This window comes from Streptomyces orinoci, from assembly GCF_003121295.1.
Taxonomy (GTDB): domain Bacteria; phylum Actinomycetota; class Actinomycetes; order Streptomycetales; family Streptomycetaceae; genus Streptomyces; species Streptomyces orinoci.
This window is the reverse complement of sequence record NZ_PHNC01000035.1, coordinates 120076-135629: the sequence shown is the minus strand read 5'-3', so window position 1 is coordinate 135629 and position 15554 is coordinate 120076. Positions and strand designations below refer to the sequence as shown.

Annotated in this window: 12 protein-coding genes and 1 riboswitch; of the genes, 8 read left to right on the top strand and 4 right to left on the bottom strand. The window is 70.8% G+C overall.

The window, feature by feature from the left end:
- Positions 1-18 precede the first annotated feature (18 nt).
- On the top strand, positions 19-1185 hold the full coding sequence (locus CV755_RS31875; RefSeq protein WP_109284152.1) for a sensor histidine kinase: 1167 nt from the start codon (positions 19-21) through the stop codon (positions 1183-1185).
- Between the two features lie 44 nt (positions 1186-1229).
- The gene (locus CV755_RS31870) at positions 1230-1946 is read left to right on the top strand and encodes a response regulator transcription factor (protein ID WP_109284150.1); all 717 of its coding nucleotides are present in this window, start codon (positions 1230-1232) and stop codon (positions 1944-1946) included.
- A 28-nt stretch (positions 1947-1974) separates the two neighbouring features.
- On the opposite strand, the gene CV755_RS31865 is transcribed toward CV755_RS31870, so the two are convergent.
- Positions 1975-2652 carry a response regulator gene (locus tag CV755_RS31865; protein ID WP_109284148.1) on the bottom strand — a complete coding sequence of 226 codons (678 nt, stop codon included), beginning with the start codon at positions 2650-2652 and terminating at the stop codon, positions 1975-1977.
- Positions 2649-4262, bottom strand: a complete 1614-nt coding sequence (locus CV755_RS31860) for a sensor histidine kinase (RefSeq protein ID WP_109284146.1) — start codon at positions 4260-4262, stop codon at positions 2649-2651. Before CV755_RS31860 ends, CV755_RS31865 begins: the two co-directional genes overlap by 4 nt.
- Positions 4263-4543: 281 nt before the next feature.
- Here CV755_RS31860 and CV755_RS31855 point away from each other — a divergent pair, with 281 nt between their 5' ends.
- The 3 genes from CV755_RS31855 to CV755_RS31845 all read left to right on the top strand — a co-directional run bounded on the left by CV755_RS31855 (position 4544) and on the right by CV755_RS31845 (position 7373).
- Positions 4544-5386, top strand: coding sequence for an ABC transporter ATP-binding protein (locus CV755_RS31855; RefSeq protein ID WP_109284144.1), 843 nt, complete (start codon positions 4544-4546; stop codon positions 5384-5386).
- Positions 5376-6245, top strand: coding sequence for an ABC transporter permease (locus CV755_RS31850; RefSeq protein ID WP_109284142.1), 870 nt, complete (start codon positions 5376-5378; stop codon positions 6243-6245). The genes CV755_RS31855 and CV755_RS31850 overlap by 11 nt, the downstream gene beginning before the upstream one ends.
- A 63-nt stretch (positions 6246-6308) precedes the next feature.
- Positions 6309-7373: an ABC transporter substrate-binding protein gene (locus CV755_RS31845; RefSeq protein ID WP_109284140.1), complete on the top strand. Its 1065-nt coding sequence runs from the start codon at positions 6309-6311 to the stop codon at positions 7371-7373.
- Here the strand turns inward: CV755_RS31845 and CV755_RS31840 are convergent.
- Positions 7357-8262: a sucrase ferredoxin gene (locus tag CV755_RS31840; RefSeq protein WP_109284138.1), complete on the bottom strand. Its 906-nt coding sequence runs from the start codon at positions 8260-8262 to the stop codon at positions 7357-7359. The genes CV755_RS31845 and CV755_RS31840 overlap by 17 nt on opposite strands.
- Before the next feature lie 125 nt (positions 8263-8387).
- Here CV755_RS31840 and CV755_RS31835 point away from each other — a divergent pair, with 125 nt between their 5' ends.
- Positions 8388-9419 carry a CobW family GTP-binding protein gene (locus CV755_RS31835; protein ID WP_109284136.1) on the top strand — a complete coding sequence of 344 codons (1032 nt, stop codon included), beginning with the start codon at positions 8388-8390 and terminating at the stop codon, positions 9417-9419.
- A 265-nt stretch (positions 9420-9684) separates the two neighbouring features.
- Here the strand turns inward: CV755_RS31835 and CV755_RS31830 are convergent, their stop codons facing one another.
- Positions 9685-12144: a DNA gyrase/topoisomerase IV subunit A gene (locus tag CV755_RS31830; RefSeq protein WP_109284134.1), complete on the bottom strand. Its 2460-nt coding sequence runs from the start codon at positions 12142-12144 to the stop codon at positions 9685-9687.
- Positions 12145-12418: 274 nt separating this feature from the next.
- Here CV755_RS31830 and CV755_RS31825 point away from each other — a divergent pair, with 274 nt between their 5' ends.
- On the top strand, positions 12419-13765 hold the full coding sequence (locus tag CV755_RS31825) for a M16 family metallopeptidase (protein WP_241561532.1): 1347 nt from the start codon (positions 12419-12421) through the stop codon (positions 13763-13765).
- 35 nt (positions 13766-13800) lie between these two features.
- On the top strand, positions 13801-15177 hold the full coding sequence (locus CV755_RS31820) for a M16 family metallopeptidase (protein ID WP_109284327.1): 1377 nt from the start codon (positions 13801-13803) through the stop codon (positions 15175-15177).
- Positions 15178-15397: 220 nt separating this feature from the next.
- A riboswitch (cyclic di-AMP (ydaO/yuaA leader) is annotated at positions 15398-15553 on the top strand.
- Position 15554: the final 1 nt, after the last annotated feature.

Genomic DNA, 15554 nt, shown 5'->3' with positions numbered 1-15554 from the left:
GCGGCGGAGGAACCTTACGTGCCCATCGATACCTGGACCGAGTGGCCTGCCCGGGAAGCACTGGCCCGGGTGGGGGTGCCGCGTCGGCGGCGGGTGCTGACCTGGGTGGTGCGGATCGTGCTGGCCGCCGGGTTCCTCTGGGGGGCGCTGCACGAGGGGGCCGTCCACGGGTGGGGCTATCTCCCCTTCACCGCCGGGTTCCTGCTCTGTGCGGTCGCGGTGTGGCGCTACTTCCACTCCACGCTGGCCCAGCGCTTGTTGCCTTCGGCGGGCTGGCTGGCGGTGCTGGTGGTGACCGGGCTCGGCGCGGTGGCCGGCGGGGCGCATGTGGCGGCGGCCGGGCTGTGGTCCGTGGCCGGGGCCATCGCGGTGGAACGGCTGCCGCTGGGCTTCGGGCTGACCGGTGCGCTGGTGTCCATGAGCGCCTACTACTCCCTGGTGGGCATGAACCGTCCCCTGCCGACCGCCGGGACGGTGGCCGCGGTCCTGCTGGTGGGGTACTCGCTCCGGCTGGATGACGAGGCCCGGGGAGCCGGTTTCCGGCTGCTGGCCCAGGAGCGGGCCGCGCGGCGGGCGGAGGCCGAGTCGGCGGCCCTGGCCGAACGGGCCAGGATCGCCAGGGAGATCCACGATGTGCTGGCGCACAGCCTCTCCGCCCAGCTGGTCCACCTGGAGGCGGCCCGGCTGCTGGTGGAGAGCGGAGCGGACCGGGCGCGCATCCTGGAGAGGGTCACCGCGGCCCGGGTGATGGCACGGCAGGGGCTGGCCGAGACCAGACAGGCGCTGTCGGCGCTGCGGGGGGAGCTGGCGCAGACGGAGGACTTCCTCAAGGAGGTCGCGGCCTCCGAGGGAGCGCGGCTGGAAGTGACCGGTGAGCCAAGACGGTTGCCGGCCGAGGCAGCGCTGGCCGTGCGCAGGGTTGCCCAGGAGGCCCTGACCAATGTGCGTAAGCACGCGCCCGGGGCCTGGGTGGAGATGAGGTTCGCCTATCTGGATGGGGAGGTGGAGCTGACGGTTCGCGATGGCGGGGCACGTGGGGAGATCGATGCTCTGGCGTCCTCGGGCGCCGGGTACGGTCTGCTGGGGATGCGGGAGCGCGCCGAACTGCTGGGCGGCACGCTGGAGGCGGGGCCGGCGGGTCCTGATCGGGAGGGTTTTGTGGTGTGTTTGCGGGTGCCGGCGTGAGCCACAGTGCGGGGGGCGGGGAAGTGGCTTCGGAGGGCGGGGAGTTGGGCGGGGACGGGCACCGGCCGGTGCGGGTGGTGGTTGCCGACGACCAGACGGTGGTGCGGGAAGGCATTGTGATGCTGCTGGGGCTGCTGCCCGGGGTGGAGGTCGTCGGCTCGGCAGCAGACGGGCTGGAGGCCGTGCGGCAGGTCGCGGAACACGCCCCGGACATCGTGCTGATGGATCTGCGGATGCCGCGGTGCGACGGGGTGGAGGCGACCCGGCGGATCCGGGCCGAGTACCCGGCCACCCAGGTCGTGGTGCTGACCACCTTCGGCGATGACGATTCGCTCTTCCCGGCCCTGCAGGCCGGGGCGCGGGGTTATCTGACCAAGGACGCCGGAGGGGAGGAGATCGTGCAGGCGATGCGGAATGTGATATCGGGACATGCCGGGCTGTCGCCGCAGGTTCAGCGAAGGCTGCTGGAGCGGCTCGCCTCCGGGGCCGGGCCGGCCGCCGACGGGGCGGGGGCCGGCGGGTGGGCGGGGCCGCGGGCGCTGCCGGACGGGCTGACGGCCCGGGAGGCGGAGGTGCTGGCCCTGGTGGCCGAGGGAATGTCCAATGGGGAGATCGCCCGGCGGCTGCATGTGAGCACGGCGACGGTGAAGACGCATATCAACAACCTCTTCGCCAAGGCCGGTTTGCGGGACCGGACACAGGCCATGCGCTATGCCTTCCGCCATGGCATCGCCCAGCCGCCGGGGCCGCAGCGCGGCTGAGGCGGCGGCCGGGGGAGGGCGTGAGCGGTCAGCGGACGGCCCAGGTGTAGCGGTGTTCCGGGCGGCCGGTCTCGCCGTAGCGGAGGGTGAGGCTGAGCCGGCCGGACTGTTCCAGCCGTTTGAGGTAGCGCTGGGCGGTGGACCGGCTCAGGCCGGAGCGCAGGGCCACCTCATGGGCGGACAGGGGCTGGGCGGCGTCCGAGAGCACCCGGCGGATGAGTTCGGCGGTGGGGGCGGAGTGGCCCTTGGGCAGGGGGGCGCTGGCGGCGGCGGTGCGCAAGGTGCCGAAGATCTGGTCGACTTGGTCCTGTTCGGCCTCCGCGGTGAGCTCCAGCGTTCGCCGCAGCCGGGCATAGGCCTCCAGCTTCACCCGCAGTCCGGCGAAGGAAAAGGGCTTGACCAGGTATTGCAGGGCGCCGTAGCGCATGGCGGTCTGCACAGTGGCGATATCGCGGGCGGCGGTGACCATGATGACGTCGGTGAGGTGGCCGAGCTGGCGGAGGCGGTGGATCAGGGACAGGCCGCTCTCGTCGGGCAGATAGTGATCGAGGAGGATCAGATCGACCGGTTCGCGTTCCAGCACGGACAGGGCCTGGGCCGCGTTATGGGCCTTGGCGGTGACCCGGAAGCCCGGAACCTTGGCCACATAGGCGGAGTTGACGTCGGCCACGCGGAAGTCGTCATCGACGACCAGGACGTCGATCACCGGTTCACCTCTTCGAGTATGCGCACTGCTTCCGGCAGCCGGACGGTGAACACCGCGCCGCCGCCCCCACGTTCGGTCACCCCGGCCGTGCCCCCGTAGCGTTCGGCCAGGCGTCGCACCAGGGTCAGGCCCAGGCCCCGGCGGCGGTGTGCGGTGGGTTCCTTGGTGCTCCAGCCGTCGGAGAAGACCAGTTCCCGGGCCTGAGCCGGGACGCCCGGGCCATTGTCGGAGACCCGCAGCACCAGGGTGCCGCCCTCGGCGCGCAAGTCGGCTTCCACCCAGGGCGGTTGGCTGTCGCGCCGGGTGCCCGCGGCGGCGTCCAGGGCGTTGTCGATCAGGTTGCCCAGGACGGTGACCACATCGCGGGGGTCGGTCACCCGGTCCGGTAACCAGGTGTCCGGGCTCACCCGGAAGGTCACCCCGCGTTCCGCGGCGACCGCGCTCTTGCCCACCAGCAGCGAGCCGACCAGGGGTTCGCGCACCCGCTCGGTGAGCTGTTCGGCGGTGGCTCGCTGGGTTCCGGCCACTTCGGCGACAAACTCCGCCGCCTCCTGGTAGAGCTCCAGTTCCAGCAGCCCCAGCAGAGTGTGCATCCGGTTGGCGTGCTCATGGTCCTGGGCGCGCAGCGCCTCGGTGAGTCCCCGGGTGCCGTCCAATTCCCGGCCCAGCTCCTCCAGTTCGGTACGGTCGCGCAGGGTGGCCACCGCGCCGCCGTCAACCGTCCGCATCCGGTTGACGACCAGGACCCGCCCGTCCCGTACCGCCAGCAGATCGGTCCCCGCCACCCGGCCCGCCAGCACATCTGCGGTGCGGCCGGCGGGCAGGACCTCGTCCAGTGGCCGTCCGACGTCCTCGGGCCCCAGCCCCAGCAGCCGCTGTGCGGCGTCATTGACCAGCCGGATCCGTTGGCCGGAGTCCAGGGCGAGTACGCCCTCGCGGATGCCGTGCAGCATGGCCTCGCGCTCTCCCAGCAGGGCGGAGATCTCGGAGAGTTCGATGCCATGGGTGCGCTTGCGCAGCCGCCGGGATACGGCCAGTGCCGCCAGCGCGCCCGCGCCCAGCGCCGCACCGGCGTACAGCAGGATGCCCGGCACCGAGTGCAGCAGGGTGAGGCGCACACTCTGGTAGGGGATGCCCACCGACACCGCGCCCACAATGGCCCCCTCGGTGTCGCGCAGCGGTACCTTGCCGCGTGCCGAGCGGCCCAGGGTGCCCTGCTGGATGCCCGTCCACTCCGCTCCGGAGAGCGCCCGGCCCGGGTCGGTGCTCACATGACGGCCTATCAGCGCCGGGCTGGGGTGTGAGTAGCGGATCCCCTGAGTGTCGATGACCACCACATAACTGGCCTGGGTGGCAAGCCGGATGCGTTCGGCGGCGGCCTGCACCGGGCCGTCCGGCGACGGATGCCCGTCCAACAGCGCGGCGGCTACGCCGGGTTGGGCGGCGGTGGCCTGGGCGATGGCCAACGCCCTTTGTTCTGCCTGATCGTCGAGGCGCGAGCTCAGCGGAGCCAGGAAGAGACCCGCCGCGAGCAGGGTCACTCCGGTGATGATCAGCAGTTGTGCGGACAGCACTTGGGCGAAGACCCGACGGGGCCACCGGGGGCGCATGAGCGTCTCTTTCGTGTCGGCACCACCCCATTCCGGAGTGCGGCATGAGTTCCGATTCGGCGGGCGGGCACCGAACAGCCTTGAGATCATGCCCGGTTACCCAGCACTTCTACGCCTGTCACTTGTTCTAGCGTGAGCAAAACGAGTAGAACAGGGTTCGTGCACTCAAGCCACACAGCGCGCACAAGGCTGCCCACGCGTCGTAGGCCCCTCCTAACCTCCAGCACCGGCGTTCCGCACAGGGCCGCGGAGCCGAAGTAGCCGGTAGCGGAGGCAAATGGATGATCAAGGACACACCCCCGGGCGGTACCCCGGCCATCGAACTGCGCGGCGCCGGCAAGGTGTTCCGTACGCCGTCGGGCGCCGCCCATACCGCGGTGCGCGACCTCGATCTCACCGTGCGCCAGGGGGAGTTCGTGGCGGTCGTGGGGCCGACCGGCTGCGGCAAATCGACCACCCTCACCCTGGTGAGCGGCCTGGAGGAGCCCACCGAGGGCGAGGTGCTGATCGGCGGCCGGCCGGTGGACGGCATCCATCCCGGGGTCGGCTTTGTCTTCCAGCAGGACGCGGTCTTCCCCTGGCGGACCGTGCTGTCCAATGTGATGGCCGGCCCGCGCTTCCGGGGCGTGCCCAAGGCGGAAGCCCGGCAGCGGGCCCGGGACTGGCTGCGCCGGGTGGGGCTGGCGGCCTTCGCCGACCGCTACCCGCACCAGCTCTCCGGCGGCCAGCGCAAGCGGGTGGCGCTGGCCCAGACCTTTGTCAACGATCCGGCCATTCTGCTGATGGACGAGCCCTTTTCGGCGCTGGATGTCCAGACCAGGGCGCTGATGTCGGACGAACTGCTGGAGCTGTGGGGCGGTGCGCGGGACGGGCGGTCCCCGGCCTCGGTGGTCTTTGTCACCCATGACCTGGAGGAGGCCATCGCCCTGGCCGACCGGGTGGTGGTGATGACGGCCGGACCCGCCACCGTCAAGGAGGTGTTCCCCATCGCCCTGCCCCGGCCCCGCCGGGTGGAGTCGGTGCGTCTGGAGGCGCGGTTCATCGAGATCTACCGCGAGATCTGGTCCGCGCTGGGGGAAGAGGTCCGTATCACCAGGGAGAGGGGGGCCGGTCATGTCGCCTGACTCAGTCACCGCCCCGGCCGTGCGGCAGCCGAGTGCGGGCGGCCGTACCGCGGCCAGGGTGCGGGCCGCTCGTAACCGCAGACTGCTGGTGCTCGCCGCCCGGGTGCTGCTGCTGGCCGGACTGCTGGTGGCCTGGGAGGTGCTGGCCCGTACCGAGGTCATCGATTCCTTCAACTTCTCGATGCCCTCGAAGATCTGGGACCAACTCAGGCAGTGGACCATGCATGGCACCGCCCAGGGCTCGCTGGGCGAACAGATCTGGGTCACCCTCCAAGAGGCCTTGCAGGGCTGGGTGATCGGGGTGGCGGCCGGGGTGGCGCTGGGCATCGCCTTCGGCCGGATGCCCTTCCTGGCCGAGGTGGTGGGGCCGTTCATCAAGGTGCTCAACGCGCTGCCGCGCATTGTGCTGGCGCCCATCTTCCTGCTGTGGTTCGGTCTGGGGTCCGCCTCCAAGGTCGCCTCGGCGGTGGTGCTGGTCTTCTTCCCGGTGTTCTTCAACGCCTTCCAGGGCGCCCGGGAGGTGGACCGCAATCTGGTCGCCAACGCCCGTGTGCTGGGCGCCAGTAACCGGAAAGTCACCCTCCAGGTGGTGATTCCCTCGGCCACCTCCTGGATCTTCACCAGTCTTCATGTCAGTTTCGGCTTCGCCCTGATCGGCGCCATCGTCGGCGAATACCTCGGCGCCAGCAAGGGCCTCGGCCTGCTGGTTTACACCGCTCAGGCGAACTTCAACCCCGCCGGTGTCTATGCGGGGATGGCCATCCTCGCGGCCGTCGCACTCATGGCGGAGGGGCTGCTCACCCTTGTGGAGAAACGCCTGTTCCGCTGGAAATCCCAGCACTCGGACCGCAGTAGCTGATCCGTATCCCCCACCGCGGTCACACCCCCCGACTCGTGATCTCTGAACCGTTAGGAACCGCAAATGCGTACGTTCGGCAAGTTCACCAGAGTCCATGCGCTGACGGCCGTGGGGGCATTGTGTCTGGCACTCGCCGGCTGTGCCGACGACTCCTCCGCCAACTCCGGCTCTACCGGGGCCAATGAGGCCGCCAAGGGGGACACCGTCACCATCATGGTCGGCGGCCTGGACAAGGTGGTCTATCTGCCGATGATGCTCACCGAGCGGCTGGGCTATTTCCAGCAGGAGGGCGTCTCGGTCAAGCTGCTGACCGAACCGGCCGGGGTGCAGGCCGCCACCGCACTGGTCTCCGGCGATGTGCAGGGCGCCGTCGGCTTCTATGACCACACCCTGGATCTGCAGGCCAAGGGCAAGCAGGTGGAATCGGTGGTACAGCTGGGGCAGACGCCGGGCGAGGTGGAGGTGGTCTCCAACAAGGCGGCCGGCAAGCTGACTTCGCCCAAGGACTTCAAGGGCAAGAAACTCGGGGTCACCGGACTGGGCTCGTCCACCGATTTCCTGACCAAGTATCTGGCCGTCAAGCACGGGGTGAACACCAGTGAGTTCACCCCGGTGGCGGTGGGCGCCGGCCAGACCTTTATCTCCGCGCTGCAGAAGGGCTCCATCGACGGCGGAATGACCGGCGACCCCACCGTGGGGCAGATCCTCGCCAAGAATGCCGGCAAGGTCATTCTCGATATGCGCTCTCCCGACGGGTCCAGGGCGGCGCTGGGCGGGCTCTACCCCTCCTCCAGCCTCTATATGAACACCAGTTGGGTGGACGGCCACAAGGAGACCGTCCAGAAACTGGTCAACGCCCTGGTGAAGGGCCTGAAATGGATCTCGCAGCACAAGGCGGAGCAGATCGCCGCCAAGATGCCGCCGGACTACGCCAAGGGCGGGGGCAAGGAGCTCTATGTCCAGGCCGTGGCCAATACCCTGCCGATGTTCACCAAGGACGGGGTGATGCCGGAGGGCGGGCCGCAGACCGTCTATGAGGTCCTGAAGTCCTTCAACCCCGCACTCAAGGACACCAAGGTGGACCTGGCGAAGACCTACACCACCGAGTTCGTCAAGAAAGCGGGGTGAGTCCCACCACGTCCATACGGGCCGGGGTGGCGGGCGCCCGGCCGCAGCTCTCCGGCCGGGGCGGCTCGGCGGTGCCCTGTTCGACCACCACCTGCCAGGAGCGGCCGTCCCGGTGCGCCACGGTCACCGCCCAGCGGGGGGCCGCGCCCTCGCTGCCGGTGACATCCAGGGCCTCCGCGGCCCGCTCTCCGGTGAGCCGGCGGACCGCCAGCTCGGCGGCCTGGGCGGGACGCTCCCAGCAGGACCGGCCCCGGCAGTCCGCGGTCACCATCAGGCCCCGGCGGGCCGCCTCCAGCGCCTCCTTCACCCCCGGCGCGGTGGCCCGGCCATAGGCATAGCCATGGGGCAGCACCAGCAGGGTGGGGGCGAAGCGGTGGCCGCCGATATGGGTGATCTCCCAGACCTCGGCCGCCCCGGTGGCGGCCAGCTCGGCGGCCAGCGGGCGGCCCAGCAGGGCGCAGCAGCGGTCGCGCTTGCCATTGGTGCACACCAGGGCCAGCGGATCGCCGGTGTACGGCTCCCAGAGGCCGCCGTGCTCGCCCGCGCCCAGGGCCGCGAAGTCCAGTGCGGGCAGTACGGCGAGATCGTCGAGCAGGGTGGTACGGACCCATGAGCGCCCCGGCGCGGTATGCGCGGCGAAGATCCGCCGGCCGGCCGGACGGTGGCAGTCCGCGTGCCGCCCCGGGCGGCGGATCAGGGCGACCCGTACGCCCGTGCCCTTGGCGGCGGCGTCCAGTGCCCGGGCGGTCTCCGGGTCGGTATGGCTGGCAAAGAGCGCGTCGGCGCCCCAGGGCCCCGGCTGTTCGACCAGCAGCCAGGTCCGGGCCGTGGCGGCGGTGCCGGCCATGGGCTCGGTCAGCTCTCGGGAAACGGTCGCGCACATGCTCACGTAGGTGAGCCTAACCTGACCCGGCCTCCTTGGCATACGCCGCCTGGTTGTCAGGGGTGCCGCCTATTCTTGAGCACGCTCGGCGGGTCCCTGAGCAGTGCTCGACGGATGAAGGAGGCGCCCCCTTGGCCAAGCGACAGATTCCGGTCATCGTGCTGGCGGGATTCCTGGGTTCGGGCAAGACCACGCTGCTCAACCATCTGCTGGGCAACAGCGGGGGCAGCCGCATCGGTGTGGTGGTCAATGACTTCGGCAGCATCGAGATCGACGCCATGAGCGTGGCCGGGCAGGTGGACTCCATGGTCTCGCTGGGCAACGGCTGCCTGTGCTGCGCGGTGGACACCAGTGAACTGGACGGATTCCTGGAACGGTTGGCGCGTCCCTCGGCCCGTATCGATGTGATCGTGGTGGAGGCGAGCGGGCTGGCCGAGCCGCAGGAGCTGGTCCGGATGATCCTGGCCAGCGACAACCGCCGGATCGTCTATGGCGGGCTGGTGGAGGTGGTGGACGCGGCCGAGTTCACCGGCACCCGCGCCCGGCACCCGGAGCTGGACCGTCATCTGGGCATCGCCGATCTGGTGGTGCTCAACAAGGCGGACCGGGTGGCGGAGGAGGAGCGGGCCGCGTTGCTGCGGACGCTGTCCGGGCTGGCGCCCGGCACACCGGTGGTGGCCGCGGAGTACGGGCGGGTGGACCCGGAGCTGCTCTTCGACCGCCGGCCGCGGGAGGAACGGCTGGAGGCCGTAAGGCAGTTGTCCTTCGAGGACCTGTGCGCGGAGCGGCGGGAACACGAGGGGCATCTGCATACGGCCTATGAGAGTGTGGAGTTCGTCTCCGAGGAGCCGATGCATCCGCGGCGGCTGATGGAGTTTCTCGACCACAGGCCGCGGGGGCTCTACCGGATCAAGGGCTTTGTCCATTTCGGCATAGCCGGGCACCGGCAGAAGTTTGCGCTGCACGCGGTGGGGGATTTCCTGCGGTTCTATCCCTCGGCCTGGGGGCGTGCCGAGCGGCGGCTCACCCAACTGGTGCTGATCGGAAGCGGAGTTGACGCTTCCGGGCTGCGGGACGGCCTGGCGGCCTGCCGCGATACGGGGGCGGGGGAGCGGGCCGATGAGCGCGCCATGTGGGGGGTACTGCGGTACGCGCAGGGGTGAGCGGAGCGCTGCTCGCCGGCCTGGCCGGACGGTTCGCCCGGCTGATGCGGTGCCGCCGGGGGCGGGGATACGCGGCGATGGCTTGCCCGGACTGTGAAGCGGCCCCACGCCTGGCCGTTGAGTTGCAAGCGCGGGCCGTATCCGGCTGGTCGCGCAGTTCCTCGCGCCCCTGATGGGGCGCCCCGGTCCGTAAGGCCCGGAGGGCGGCGCAACTGGTGGACGCCGCCGAGGTGCGGGGGCCGGAGCCCCCACACCGGGGCCGGGACTATACGGGACCGGCCACCACAGCCACCGGCTTCGCCAGCGCCGTGCCCGAGCCATCGCGGCGCGGGTCGGGCACGGGAAGCTCGGCCGGGGCGCCCGTCGCGGTCGCCGCGCGGGCCGGAGTCGCCCCGGCCCAGGCCAGGACCAGGCAGTCCTCGCCCTTGAGGAAGCGCTGGCAGCGCACCCCGCCGGTGGCCCGGCCCTTGCGCGGGTACTGGTCGAAGGGGGTGAGCTTGGCCGAGCCCTGGGAGGCCGCGCCCGGCAGCCCCCCGGCCGCACCGGCGACGGTGAACACCGCCGCGTCCTGGGCCGGATCGACGGCGGCGAAGGAGATCACCTTCGCCCCCGAGGACAGCTTGATCCCCGCCATGCCGCCCGCCGCCCGGCCCTGCGGCCGTACCTGGGACGCCTGGTAGCGCAGCAGCTGGGCGTCGTCGGTGATGAAGACCAGGTCCTCCTCGCCGGTGCGCAGTTCCACCGCGCCCACCACACGGTCACCGGGCTTGAGGGCGATGACCTCCAACTCGTCCTTGTTGGCCGGGTAGTCGGGGACCACCCGCTTGACCACACCCTGCTCGGTGCCGACGGCCAGGCCCGGGGAGGACTCGTCCAGCGTGGTCAGGCAGACCACCCGCTCGTCCTCGGCCAGCGAGGAGAGGAACTCCGAGACGGGGGCGCCACCGGTCAGATTGGGCGCGGAGGCCGTCTCCGGCAGCTGTGGCAGATCGATCACCCGCAGCCGCAGCAGCCGCCCGGCCGAGGTCACCACGCCCACCTCGCCCAGGGCGGTGGCCGGCACCGCGGAGACGATCACATCGTGCTTGCTGCGCCTGGCCTCGGCGGCGTAGTCGAAGGGCTCCACCCCGGCGGTGCGGGCCAGCAGCCCGGTGGAGGACATCAGCACCCGGCACGGGTCGTCCGCCACCTTCAGCGGCACCGCGGAGACCGGCGCCGGGGCCGACTCCAGCAGCACCGTGCGCCGCTCGGTGCCGAACTGCTTGGCCACCGCGGCCAGTTCGCCGGAGACCAGCTTGCGCAGCTCCGCGTCGGATTCCAGGATCCGGGTCAGCTCCTCGATCTCCCGGTTGAGCTTGTCCCGCTCCGACTCCAGCTCCAGCCGGTCGAACTTGGTCAGCCGGCGCAGCGGGGTGTCCAGGATGTACTGGGTCTGCACCTCGGAGAGCGAGAAGCGTGCCACGAGTGATTCCTTGGCGGCCGCCGCGTTCTCACTCGATCGAATGATTCTGATGACCTCGTCGATGTCCACCAGCGCCACCAGCAGACCCTCGACCAGGTGCAGCCGGTCGCGCCGCTTGCCGCGCCGGAACTCGCTGCGCCGGCGGACCACCTCGAAGCGGTGGTCCACATAGACCTCCAGCAGCTCCTTCAGGCCCAGCGTCAGCGGCTGTCCGTCCACCAGGGCCACATTGTTGATGCCGAAGGACTCCTCCATCGGCGTCAGCTTGTAGAGCTGCTCCAGCACGGCCTCGGGGTTGAAGCCGTTCTTCACCTCGATGACCAGGCGCAGGCCATGGGCACGGTCGGTGAGGTCCTTCACATCGGCGATGCCCTGGAGCTTCTTGGCGCCGACCAGGTCCTTGATCTTGGAGATCACCTTCTCCGGGCCGACGGTGAAGGGCAGTTCGGTGACCACCAGGCCCTTGCGGCGGGCGGTGACATTCTCCACCGAGACGGTGGCGCGGATCCTGAAGGTGCCGCGGCCGGTCTCATAGGCGTCCCGGATGCCGCTCAGCCCCACGATCCGGCCGCCGGTGGGCAGGTCCGGACCCGGAATGAACCGCATCAGGGTGTCCAGATCGGCGCCGGGGTGCTTGATCAGGTGCCGGGCGGCGGCGATCACCTCGCCCAGGTTGTGCGGCGGCATATTGGTCGCCATGCCCACGGCGATCCCGGAGGAGCCGTTGACCAGCAGGTTGGGATAGGCGGCCGGGAGGGCCACCGGCTCCTGCTCGCTGCCGTCGTAGTTGGGGGCGAAATCGACCGTGTCCTCGTCGATGGACTCGGTCATCAGCGAGGTCGCCGCGTCCATCCGGGCCTCGGTGTACCGCATGGCCGCGGGCGGGTCGTCATTGCCCAGCGAGCCGAAGTTGCCATGCCCGTCCACCAGCGGCAGCCGCATGGAGAAGGGCTGCGCCATGCGCACCAGGGCGTCGTAGATGGAGGCGTCGCCGTGCGGGTGCAGCTTTCCCATCACCTCGCCGACCACCCGGGCGCACTTCACATAGCCCCGGTCGGGGCGCAGCCCCATCTCGTTCATCTGGTAGATGATCCGGCGCTGGACGGGCTTGAGGCCGTCCCGGGCGTCGGGCAGGGCGCGCGAGTAGATGACGGAGTAGGCGTACTCGAGGAAGGAGCCCTGCATCTCGTCGACGACGTCGATGTCGAGGATGCGCTCCTCGAAGTCTTCCGGCGGCGGGGTCTTCGTGCTGCGGCGGGCCATCGCGGCTGCTGCTCCTTCGATCGGTTGCCGGGGGCGGACAAGAATGGCGCGGTCAGAAATGACGCGGTCAAGAATGACGCGGTCAAGAATGACGCGGTCCATTGTGGACCGCCCCACCGACAACACCGACCACTGACCCGTCCCCGGGCCCGCCGGGCACCCCCGGGAACTTCGCGCGATGTCAGTGCGGTTGCATACAGTGACAGCAGTTCTCCTCTCGCGCGTCGTGCGCGCGCCATCACGGGACACAGCGATCGAAGGGACGTACATGCCCATGGGTCACACGGCCACGCAACAGGCCGGCACCGGCGGCCTGAAAGCGACTGAGCACCGCCTGGCCAACGGCCTCCGGGTGGTGCTCTCCGAAGATCACCTGACCCCGGTGGCCGCCGTCTGCCTCTGGTACGACGTCGGCTCCCGGCACGAGGTCAAGGGCCGCACCGGCCTGGCCCACCTCTTCGAGCACCTGATGTTCCAGGGCTCGGCGCAGGTCAAGGGCAATGGCCACTTCGAGCTGGTGCAGGGCGCCGGCGGTTCGCTCAATGGCACCACCAGCTTCGAGCGCACCAACTACTTCGAGACCATGCCCGCCCACCAGCTGGAGCTGGCCCTCTGGCTGGAGGCCGACCGGATGGGCTCCCTGCTGACCGCGCTGGACGAGGAGTCCATGGAGAACCAGCGCGATGTGGTGAAGAACGAGCGCCGCCAGCGCTATGACAACGTCCCCTACGGGACGGCCTTCGAGAAGCTGACCGCGCTGGCCTACCCGGACGGCCACCCCTACCACCACACCCCCATCGGCTCCATGGCCGACCTGGACGCCACCTCGCTGGAGGACGCCCGCGAGTTCTTCCGCACCTACTACGCGCCGGGCAACGCGGTGCTCGCCGTGGTCGGTGACATCGACCCCGAGCAGACCCTGGCCTGGATCGAGAAGTACTTCGGCGCCATCCCGGCCCATGAGCGCAAGCTCCCCCCACGCGACGGCACCCTGCCGGAGAACATCGGCGAGGAGCTGCGCGAGGTGGTGCGCGAGGATGTGCCCTCCCGCGCGCTGATGGCCGCCTACCGGCTGCCGCACGACGGCGGCCGCGAGGCCGACGCGGCCGATCTGGCGCTGACCATCCTGGGCGGCGGCGAGTCCTCCCGGCTGCACAACCGCCTGGTCCGCCATGACCGCACCGCGGTGGCGGCCGGTTTCGGGATGCTGCGCCTGGCCGGTGCCCCCTCGCTGGGCTGGCTGGATGTCAAGGCATCGGCCGGGGCCGAGGTGGAGAAGATCGAGGCCGCGGTGGACGAGGAGCTGGCCCGCTTCGCCCTGGAGGGTCCCAGCCCCAAGGAAATGGAGCGCGCCCAGGCCCAGTTGGAGCGCGAGTGGCTGGACCGGCTGGCCACGGTCAGCGGCCGGGCCGATGAACTCTGCCGCTATGCCGTGCTGTTCGGCGACCCTCAGCTGGCGCTGACCGCCGTCCAGCGGATTCTGGACATCACTCCGGAGGAGGTGCAGGCGGTCGCCAAGGCCCGGCTGCACCCCAAGAACCGTGCCGTGCTGGTGTACGAGCCGGTCGCCGCCCCCGAAGAAGCCGCCGACGTCAACGAGGAAGAGGAGACGGCCCAGTGAGCGACGCCGTGGCCCGGAACGCAGCCGGCCCCTCGATGGAGTTCCACCCCCAGCCGCAGCCGGGCACCGCGACCCCCTGGGGCTTCCCGGCCCCCGAGCGCGGCACGCTGCCCAACGGCCTGACCGTGCTGCGCTGCCACCGCCCCGGCCAGCAGGTGATCGCGGTCGAGGTCAGCCTGGCCGCCCCGCTGGACGCCGAGCCCAAGGGCCTGGAGGGCGTGGCCACCATCATGGCGCGGGCCTTCTCCGAGGGCACCGACAAGCTCAGCGCCGAGGACTTCACCGCCGAGCTGGAGCGCTGCGGCGCCACCCTGGACGCGCATGCCGACCACCCGGCGGTGCGGGTCTCCCTGGAGGTCCCCGCCTCCCGGCTGCCCAAGGCGCTCGGCCTGCTGGCCGACGCCCTGCGCGCCCCCGCCTTCCCGGACAACGAGATCGAGCGCCTGGTCAACAACCGGCTGGACGAGATCCCGCATGAGCTGGCCAACCCCGCCCGCCGGGCGGCCATGGCGCTGTCCGCCGAGCTGTTCCCCGCCGACTCCCGGATGTCCCGCCCCCGCCAGGGCACCGAGGAGTCCGTGGCCCGGATCGACGCCGCCTCGGTACGGGCCTTCTACGAGGCCCATGTCCGCCCCGCCACCGCCACCGTGGTGATCGTCGGCGACTTCACCGGCGTCGATCTGGACCAGGCGCTGGCCGACTCGCTGGGCGCCTGGACCGGTGCCACCGCCGAGCCCCGGCCCGTCCCGCCCATCACCGCCGACGACACCGGCCGGGTGCTGATCGTGGACCGCCCCGGCGCGGTGCAGACCCAGCTGCTCATCGGCCGCATCGGCCCCGACCGGCACGACAGCGTCTGGCCCGCCCAGGTGCTGGGCACCTACTGCCTGGGCGGCACCCTGACCTCCCGGCTGGACAAGGTGCTGCGAGAGGAGAAGGGCTACACCTACGGGGTGCGCGCCTTCGCCCAGGTGCTGCGCTCCGCGCCGCCCGCCGAGGGCGCCACCGGCGCCGCGATGCTCGCCATCAGCGGCTCGGTGGACACCCCCAACACCGGCCCGGCGCTGGCCGATCTGTGGACGGTGCTGCGCACCCTGGCCGCCGAGGGCCTCACCGACGCCGAGCGGGATGTCGCGGTGCAGAACCTGGTGGGTGTGGCCCCGCTGAAGTACGAGACCGCGGCGGCGGTGGCCGGCACCCTGGCCGACCAGGTCGAGCAGCACCTGCCCGATGACTTCCAGGCGCACCTCTATGAACGCCTGGCCCGGACCGGCACGGTGGAGGCCACCGCCGCCGTGGTCAGTGCCTTCCCGGCGGACCGGCTGGTGACGGTGCTGGTGGGTGACGCCTCCCAGATCGCCGGGCCGGTCCGGGAGTTGGGCATCGGAGAGGTGACCGTAATCGCCTCCTGACCGGCTGCTGACGGCTGGTCAGCTGTCGAGGCATTCCAACAGGGGAGGTGCGCACGGCCGGTTGGGCCATGCGCGCCTCCCTGGTGTCCCGTTCAACGCCTTGGTTGCGTCCGGTCGTTGTGTCGTGCGTCACTAAAGTGCCCTTCCGTTTGCCCATCGAATCTGACGCCGATTAGCTTCGGGTCGGCAGTCCGTCGCATGGAGCCGCATCCGCGCTCCCGGGCAGCCATCGCCGAGTCCCCGTACGGCGCGAGCCAGGGGAGCCGGGGAACCACCGTTCCCTGGGGTGAATCGGGCCCCTCTCCGGAGGGTTCCGTAGGAGACCTTCCTGCTCCGAACCCGTCAGCTAACCCGGTAGGCGAGAGGGAAGGAAAGGA

Bases quoted from the DNA above. Each gene is read 5' to 3' on its own strand.
- CV755_RS31825 (WP_241561532.1), top strand. From the start codon at position 12,419: ATGGGTCACACGGCCACGCAACAGGCCGGCACCGGCGGCCTGAAAGCG.
- CV755_RS31850 (WP_109284142.1), top strand. From the start codon at position 5,376: ATGTCGCCTGACTCAGTCACCGCCCCGGCCGTGCGGCAGCCGAGTGCG.
- CV755_RS31860 (WP_109284146.1), bottom strand. From the start codon at position 4,262: ATGCGCCCCCGGTGGCCCCGTCGGGTCTTCGCCCAAGTGCTGTCCGCA.
- CV755_RS31830 (WP_109284134.1), bottom strand. From the start codon at position 12,144: ATGGCCCGCCGCAGCACGAAGACCCCGCCGCCGGAAGACTTCGAGGAG.
- CV755_RS31820 (WP_109284327.1), top strand. From the start codon at position 13,801: ATGGAGTTCCACCCCCAGCCGCAGCCGGGCACCGCGACCCCCTGGGGC.
- CV755_RS31845 (WP_109284140.1), top strand. From the start codon at position 6,309: ATGCGTACGTTCGGCAAGTTCACCAGAGTCCATGCGCTGACGGCCGTG.
- CV755_RS31855 (WP_109284144.1), top strand. From the start codon at position 4,544: ATGATCAAGGACACACCCCCGGGCGGTACCCCGGCCATCGAACTGCGC.